At 64.8% G+C, this 7,137-nt stretch carries 3 protein-coding genes and 1 pseudogene; all 4 read right to left on the minus strand.

The window, feature by feature from the left end; genetic code table 11:
• Nucleotides 1-1,096: pseudogene (locus tag I55_RS22120) on the minus strand (DNA-directed RNA polymerase subunit beta'); the annotation flags it as partial.
• Nucleotides 1,097-1,216: 120 nt separating this feature from the next.
• A complete protein-coding gene (rpoB, locus tag I55_RS22125) occupies nucleotides 1,217-5,404 on the minus strand; it encodes a DNA-directed RNA polymerase subunit beta (RefSeq protein WP_044562767.1) in 4,188 nt (1,395 codons plus the stop codon).
• Between the two features lie 313 nt (nucleotides 5,405-5,717).
• Nucleotides 5,718-6,098, minus strand: a complete 381-nt coding sequence (rplL, locus tag I55_RS22130; RefSeq protein ID WP_040842378.1) for a 50S ribosomal protein L7/L12 — start codon at nucleotides 6,096-6,098, stop codon at nucleotides 5,718-5,720.
• A 54-nt stretch (nucleotides 6,099-6,152) separates the two neighbouring features.
• Nucleotides 6,153-6,671, minus strand: a complete 519-nt coding sequence (gene rplJ, locus I55_RS22135) for a 50S ribosomal protein L10 (RefSeq protein WP_044562768.1) — start codon at nucleotides 6,669-6,671, stop codon at nucleotides 6,153-6,155.
• Nucleotides 6,672-7,137 lie beyond the last annotated feature (466 nt).

Below are 7,137 nucleotides of genomic sequence, written 5' to 3' on the forward strand. Positions count from 1 at the left end.
TGGTGGAGCTTCAGCTCCGGGCCCCGACGATGACCGAACGGCCGGAGTAGTCGACGCGCTTGCCCAGCAGGTTCTGACGGAAGCGGCCCTGCTTGCCCTTCAGCATGTCGCTGATGGACTTCAGGGGACGCTTGTTGGCGCCGGTGATGACGCGGCCACGGCGGCCGTTGTCGAACAGGGCGTCGACAGCCTCCTGCAGCATGCGCTTCTCGTTGCGCACGATGATGTCCGGCGCGCGCAGCTCAATCAGCCGCTTCAGGCGGTTGTTACGGTTGATGACGCGGCGGTACAGGTCGTTCAGATCGGACGTGGCGAAACGGCCGCCGTCCAGAGGGACCAGCGGGCGCAGTTCCGGCGGAATGACCGGGACGACGTCCAGGATCATCCACTCCGGACGCGAGCCGGACTCCAGGAAGGCCTCGATCAGCTTCAGGCGCTTGACCAGCTTCTTGCGCTTGGCCTCGCTGGAAGTCTCCTTCAGCTCCTCGCGGACGGTCTTCATCTCCTCTTCCATGTCGATGGCGGAGAGAAGGACCTTGATGGCCTCGGCGCCGATGGACGCGGTGAAGGCGTCCTCGCCGTACTCGTCCTGGGCCTGGATGTACTCCTCCTCCGACAGAAGCTGGTGCAGCTTCAGCGGGGTCAGGCCGGGCTCGGTGACGACGTAGTTCTCGAAGTACAGGACCCGTTCCAGATCCTTCAGCGTCATGTCCATGAGCAGGCCGATGCGGCTCGGCAGGCTCTTCAGAAACCAGATGTGCGCGACGGGCGAGGCCAGCTCGATGTGGCCCATGCGCTCGCGCCGGACCTTGGCCAGCGTCACTTCGACGCCGCACTTCTCGCAGATGATGCCGCGGTACTTCATGCGCTTGTACTTGCCGCACAAGCACTCGTAGTCCTTGATCGGGCCGAAGATGCGGGCGCAGAACAGGCCGTCGCGCTCCGGCTTGAAGGTCCGGTAGTTGATGGTCTCGGGCTTCTTGATCTCACCGAACGACCACGACCGGATGCGTTCCGGGCTGGCGATCGAGATGCGGATCTGATCGAAGCTCTGCGGCCCCTGCACCTGGCCGATAATGTTCATCAACTCATTCATAAGCCGTCTCCCCTGGGAAGGGCTGGGAATTCAATTGGGTACGGACCGGGTGGCCGCGAACCGGGACGGGCAAGCGCCCCCGGGGAAGTTCCCCGAGGGCGCCGCCTAATCGACCGGTGATCAGTAGGAGCGCTCGTTCAGCTCCACGTTCAGGCCCAGGGACCGCAGTTCCTTGACCAGCACGTTGAAGCTTTCCGGAATGCCGGCCTCGAAGTTGTCGTCGCCACGGACGATGGCTTCGTAGACCTTGGTGCGGCCGGACACGTCGTCCGACTTCACCGTCAGCATTTCCTGCAGCGTGTAGGCGGCGCCGTAAGCTTCCAGCGCCCAGACCTCCATTTCACCGAAGCGCTGGCCACCGAACTGGGCCTTGCCGCCCAGCGGCTGCTGGGTGACCAGGCTGTACGGACCGATGGAGCGCGCGTGGATCTTGTCGTCCACCAGGTGGTGCAGCTTCAGCATGTAGATGTAGCCCACGGTGACGCGGCGGTCGAACGCCTCGCCCGTGCGGCCGTCGGTCAGGACCATCTGGCCCGAGCTGTCGATGCCGGCCTCCGTCAGCATGCGGACGATGTCGTCCTCCCGCGCGCCGTCGAAGACGGGGGTCGCGAAGGGGATGCCGCGCCGCAGGTTGCCGGCCAGCTCCAGCACCTCACCATCGGTCAGGTCGCTCACCTCCTCGGTGTAGGCGGCCTCGCCGTAGATGTGCTTCATGCGGTCCTTGATGTTCTCAAGGACGGGAGCCTTGGCCTCCGGCTCGGCGTGGCGCATCTGGTCCAGCATCTGGCCGATCTGCTTGCCGAGGTTGGCCGAAGCCCAGCCCAGGTGGGTCTCCAGGATCTGACCGACGTTCATGCGCGAGGGCACGCCCAGCGGGTTCAGAACGATGTCGACCGCCTGGCCGTCGGCCAGGTAGGGCATGTCCTCGATGGGCAGGATGCGGCTGATCACACCCTTGTTGCCGTGACGGCCGGCCATCTTGTCGCCGGGCTGCAGCTTGCGCTTCACCGCCACGAAGACCTTGACCATCTTCATGACGCCGGGCGGCAGCTCATCGCCGCGCTGCAGCTTCTCGACCTTGTTCTCGAACCGCTCCTGCAGCTTCTGGATGCTCTCGTCGAACACCCGGCCGTAGGCCTCCACGTTCTCCATGATCTGGTCGTTGGCGACCGCGATCTGGCGCCACTGGCCGCGCGACAGGCCGGACAGCAGCTCTTCGGTGATGACCTCGCCCGACTTGATGCCGCGCGGAGCGGACAGGACGGACTGGCCGACCAGCGTTTCCCTCAGGCGGGTGTAGAAGCTGCGCTCCAGGATCCCCTTCTCGTCGTCGCGGTCCTTGGCCAGCTTTTCGATCTCGGCCCGCTCGATCGCCAGCGCGCGCTCGTCCTTGTCGACGCCGCGGCGGGAGAAGACGCGGACCTCGACCACCGTGCCGGTGACGCCCGGCGGCAGGCGCATGGACGTGTCGCGCACGTCGCTGGCCTTTTCACCGAAGATGGCGCGCAGCAGCTTCTCTTCCGGGGTCATCGGGCTTTCGCCCTTCGGCGTCACCTTGCCCACCAGGATGTCGCCCGGCTTCACCTCGGCACCGATGTAGACGATGCCCGCCTCGTCGAGGTTCTTTAGAGCCTCTTCGCCGACGTTGGGGATGTCGCGGGTGATTTCCTCCTGGCCCAGCTTGGTGTCGCGGGCCATGACCTCGAACTCCTCGATGTGGATCGAGGTGAAGACGTCATCGCGCACGATGCGCTCGGAGATCAGGATCGAGTCTTCGAAGTTGTAGCCGTTCCAGGGCATGAACGCGACCAGCACGTTGCGGCCCAGGGCCAGCTCGCCCAGGTCGGTCGAGGGGCCGTCGGCGATGATGTCGCCCTTCTGCACCCGGTCGCCCACCTTCACCAGCGGACGCTGGTTGATGCAGGTGTTCTGGTTGGAGCGCTGGAACTTCAACAGGTTGTAGATATCGACGCCAGGGGCGCCCGCGTCCGTGTCGCCGGTCGCGCGCACGACGATGCGGGTGGCGTCGATCTGGTCGATGACGCCGGCGCGGCGGGCGGCGATGGCCACGCCCGAGTCACGGGCCACCGTCGCTTCCATGCCGGTACCGACCAGGGGCGAGTCCGCCTTGATCAGCGGCACGGCCTGACGCTGCATGTTGGAGCCCATCAGCGCGCGGTTGGCGTCGTCGTTCTCGAGGAACGGGATCAGCGCCGCGGCGACGGACACCAGCTGCTTCGGCGACACGTCGATCAGGTCGATCATGTCCGAGCGGGTCATCATGTATTCGCCACCCTTACGGCAGCTGATGAGCTCGTCCATGAAGCGGTTGTCGGCGTCCAGCGTGGCGTTGGCCTGCGCCACCATGTAGCGGCCTTCCTCCATGGCGGAGAGGTAGACCACCTCGTTGGTGACGCGCTTGTCCACCACCTTGCGGTAGGGGCTCTCGATGAAGCCGTACTGGTTCACGCGGGCGTAGGTCGCCAGCGAGTTGATCAGACCGATGTTCGGACCTTCGGGGGTCTCAATCGGGCAGATGCGGCCGTAGTGGGTCGGGTGCACGTCGCGGACTTCGAAGCCCGCGCGCTCACGGGTCAGACCGCCCGGCCCCAGGGCCGAGAGACGACGCTTGTGGGTGATTTCCGACAGCGGGTTGGTCTGGTCCATGAACTGCGACAGCTGCGAGGAGCCGAAGAATTCACGCACCGCAGCCGCCGCCGGCTTGGCATTGATCAGGTCGTGCGGCATGACCGTGTCGATCTCGACCGAGCTCATGCGCTCGCGGATCGCGCGCTCCATGCGCAGCAGGCCGACGCGGTACTGGTTCTCCATCAGCTCGCCGACGGAGCGGACGCGACGGTTGCCCAGGTGGTCGATGTCGTCGATCTCGCCACGACCGTCCTTCAGCTCGACCAGGAGCTTCAGGATGGCCAGGATGTCGTCCTTGCGCAGGACGCGCATCTGGTCATCGGTCTGGAAGCCCAGGCGCGCGTTCATCTTCACGCGGCCCACGGCCGACAGGTCGTAGCGCTCGCTGTCGAAGAACAGGCCACTGAACAGCGCTTCCGCGCTTTCCAGCGTGGGCGGCTCGCCGGGGCGCATGACGCGGTAGATGTCGATCAGCGCGTCCTCACGGCTGGCGTTACGGTCCGCCGCCATGGTGTTGCGGATGTAGGCGCCGACGTTCAGGTGGTCGATGGCCAGGACCGGCACCTCGTCCACGCCGAACTTCTCCAGCTTCTCCAGGGCGGCGGTGGTGATCTCGTCACCCGCCTCGAAGATCACTTCGCCGGTCAGCTCGTTGATGATGTCGATGGCGAGGTAGCGGCCGGCCAGCTCCTCGGTCGGCACCTTCACCTCTTCCAGGCCACCCTCCTGCAGCTTCTTCAGCACGCGGGGGGTCATCTTGGTCTCGCGCTGCAGCAGCACCTCGCCCGTGCGGGCGTCGATGAGGTCGGAGGCCAGCTTGACGCCCTTCATGCGCTCGGCGACGAAGGGGGTCTTCCAGCCATCGCCGGCGCGGGAATAGGTGATGGTGTCGTAGAAGGCGGCGAGCATCTCCTCCTTGGACATGCCCTGGGCCTCGTACGGGGCCAGGCCACGCCCTTCCTTCGCGCGCTGCGCCCGCAGCTGCTGCGTATCGGCGCCATCCAGCGCGAACAGCAGGGTGGTGGCGGGCAGCTTGCGGCGGCGGTCGATGCGGACGTAGACGAGGTCCTTGGCATCGAACTCGAAGTCCAGCCAGGAGCCGCGGTACGGGATCACGCGGGCGGCGAACAGGTACTTGCCCGACGAATGGGTCTTGCCCTTGTCGTGGTCGAAGAACACGCCCGGCGACCGGTGCATCTGGCTGACGATGACGCGCTCGGTGCCGTTGATGACGAAGGTGCCGTTGGCCGTCATCAGGGGCATGTCGCCCATGTAGACGTCCTGTTCCTTGATGTCGCGGATCGACTTCAGGCCCGTGTCCTCGTCCATGTCGAAGACGGTCAGGCGCAGGGTCACCTTCAGGGGCGCGGCGAAGGTCATGCCGCGCTGCTGGCATTCCTCCACGTCGTACTTGGGCTGTTCAAGCTCGTACTTAACGAAGTCGAGCACGGCACGGTCGGAGAAGTCCTTGATCGGAAAGACCGACTTGAACACTTCCTGAAGACCCAGGTTGGCCCGCTTCTCGGGCACCGTGTCCATTTGAAGGAAGTGGTCGTAGGAGCTCCGCTGAACCTCGATGAGGTTCGGCATGCGGGTCACTTCGGGAATGCGCCCGAAGCTCTTGCGAATACGCTTACGTCCCGTGAACGACTTGGCCATGAAATGCGCCTCTCGTGAACTAGGCCCGGGTCAACTGCGCCGGCCGAATTGGATGTGACGGCAAGCGAAACAAACGCAAATAGGCGCGTCCGGCACCACCCCTCAGGGGCGGCGGCCGGCCGGCGCCAAATCACTCAAACCGCCCTTCCCGCTCCAAATCCCATGCAAGGAACCTTCTTCGGGAAGAAACTGGAGGACCACCATACGCCATCCTCCAGAAAAAGGCGACAGCGCCGGGCGGCGGTCCCCCATATGGGGAGTGCCGCCGTCCAGCGCCATCTTTTTTTCAGAAACGCCCACAGGGGATCGTTTCTTACTTCACCTCGACCTTCGCGCCGGCGTCTTCCAGCTGCTTCTTAATCTTAGCAGCTTCGTCCTTCGTGGCGCCTTCCTTCACGGTCTTCGGCGCACCCTCGACCAGGTCCTTGGCCTCCTTCAGGCCCAGGCTGGTGATGGCGCGGATTTCCTTAATCACGTTGATCTTCTTGTCGCCGGCGTCGGCGAGGATCACGGTGAATTCGGTCTGCTCTTCGGCGGGAGCGGCGGCTTCAGCGGCCGGGCCGGCGACGGCGGCAACGGCGACGGGAGCAGCGGCGGAAACGCCCCACTTCTCTTCCAGCAGCTTCGACAGCTCGGCGGCCTCGATGACGGTCAGAGCGGACAGCTCTTCAACCAGCTTTTCCAGCTTGGACATGGATGTTCTCCTAAATCAGGTCTTGTCTTGGGATTTACGAAAAGTACGCGAGGCTCAGGCCGCCTCGCCCTTCTTGGCATAAGCCGACAGCACGCGCGCAACCTGGCCACCGGGCGCCTGGAGCACACCGGCGATGCGGGTGGCGGGCGTCTGGAGCATGCCAAGCAGGCGACCACGCAGTTCTTCGATGGACGGGAGCTTCGAGAGAGCCTCGATGCCCTTGTCGTCCAGGACGGTGCTGCCCATGCCGCCGCCAATGATCTTGAACTTGTCATTGGCCTTGGCATAAGCGATCGCAACCTTCGCGGCCGCGACCGGATCGCTGGAATAAGCGATGGCGGTCACGCCGACGAACAGGTCGTCCAGCTTTTCGAACTGGGTGCCCTTCAGGGCGATACGGGCGAGCCGATTCTTGGTCACCTTGAAGCTTGCGCCAGCGGCCCGCATCTTGCGGCGCAGGTCCGTCACTTCGGCGACCGTCATGCCCGACTGGCGGGTCACGACGACCAGGGAAGTGGCGGAGAGCGCCTGATGCAGAGCAGCGATGGTCGCTTGCTTTTCTGTGCGATCCACGGTTCGCCTCCTAACAACTGGGACAGACGGGCGGGTCACGCCCTTCTTCCCGGTCCAAATGTGGCCTCGGCCCCTCCCCGCGAACGGGGTTCATCCGAAACCGGTGAACCTGCCCCAGAAGCGACAAGCCATCCAATCCAAGCGGGCGGGAAATCCCGTCCACCCGGTCAACACGCTTGGCGACTCCCGTCTATGCCGGCATTCATTAAGCCGCCCCGGACGTCATCCCCTGGAAGGGCAATCGGTACCGGCTTGGCGCCCGCAGTCTTGGACAGGGTTTGGAAGGACGGATCGCTCCGGCCCTCCGCCGACCGCACCGTCCGCTCCCATACGGGAACGGACGGCTTGGGCGGTAACTCTTGCAGCCCTTGGCGTACCCTTACGCCGTGATGGCGGCGAACAGGGCGGCGACGTCGAGCTTCAGGCCCGGGCCCATGGAGGAGCTCAGGCTGACCTTTTCGATGTA

Origin of the sequence: Azospirillum sp. B4, assembly GCF_000333275.1 — a bacterium.
GTDB lineage: Bacteria > Pseudomonadota > Alphaproteobacteria > Azospirillales > Azospirillaceae > Nitrospirillum.

Coding starts and splice junctions, on each gene's coding strand:
- rplL (WP_040842378.1), bottom strand. CDS start 6,098: ATGTCCAAGCTGGAAAAGCTGGTTGAAGAGCTGTCCGCTCTGACCGTC.
- rpoB (WP_044562767.1), bottom strand. CDS start 5,404: ATGGCCAAGTCGTTCACGGGACGTAAGCGTATTCGCAAGAGCTTCGGG.